The sequence below is a fragment of the Erythrobacter sp. CCH5-A1 genome (assembly GCF_001557115.1).
Taxonomy (GTDB): Bacteria; Pseudomonadota; Alphaproteobacteria; order Sphingomonadales; family Sphingomonadaceae; genus Erythrobacter.
Window position 1 is genome coordinate 1 of sequence record NZ_LSKQ01000325.1, and the last position, 387, is coordinate 387.

A 387-nucleotide genomic window follows, 5' to 3' on the forward strand; every position below is an offset into this window, starting at 1 on the left:
TCTTCCCGAACCCGGAGCCGTAGCTGAAGGTATCATCGTGCTTGTTGAGGCTGCTGTTGTTGCCGGAGAGGTTCTGGAACGAGATGTTGCCAGTGGCATAGTTGCCCAAGGTACGCTCGGCTGCGGCCGCCTGCCCCGCCGCCTGGGCCGGGCCGAGCAGCGACGTGGCCTGCCCGGCAATTGCCATCGCACCGCGCGCCATGCCGGCCGCGATGAACGGCACGCTCATCATCATGAACCCGGCGATCGTCGCAATATCGTTGTTCACATTGGTGATGCCGTTGCTGACCAGCAGCGTCGGCCCGGTGGGTGCGACAGCAGCATAGGCACTGGCGGCGCGGTTCATCACGAACATGTGCAGGACCACATAGAGCGGTCCCCAGCTAG

Annotated in this window: 1 protein-coding gene; it reads right to left on the reverse strand. The window is 63.8% G+C overall.

All coding sequences use genetic code 11. The features are described from left to right. Positions 1–387, reverse strand: a 387-nt coding sequence (locus tag AX708_RS19495; RefSeq protein WP_197426441.1) for a conjugal transfer protein TraG N-terminal domain-containing protein, incomplete at both ends; no start/stop codon positions are given.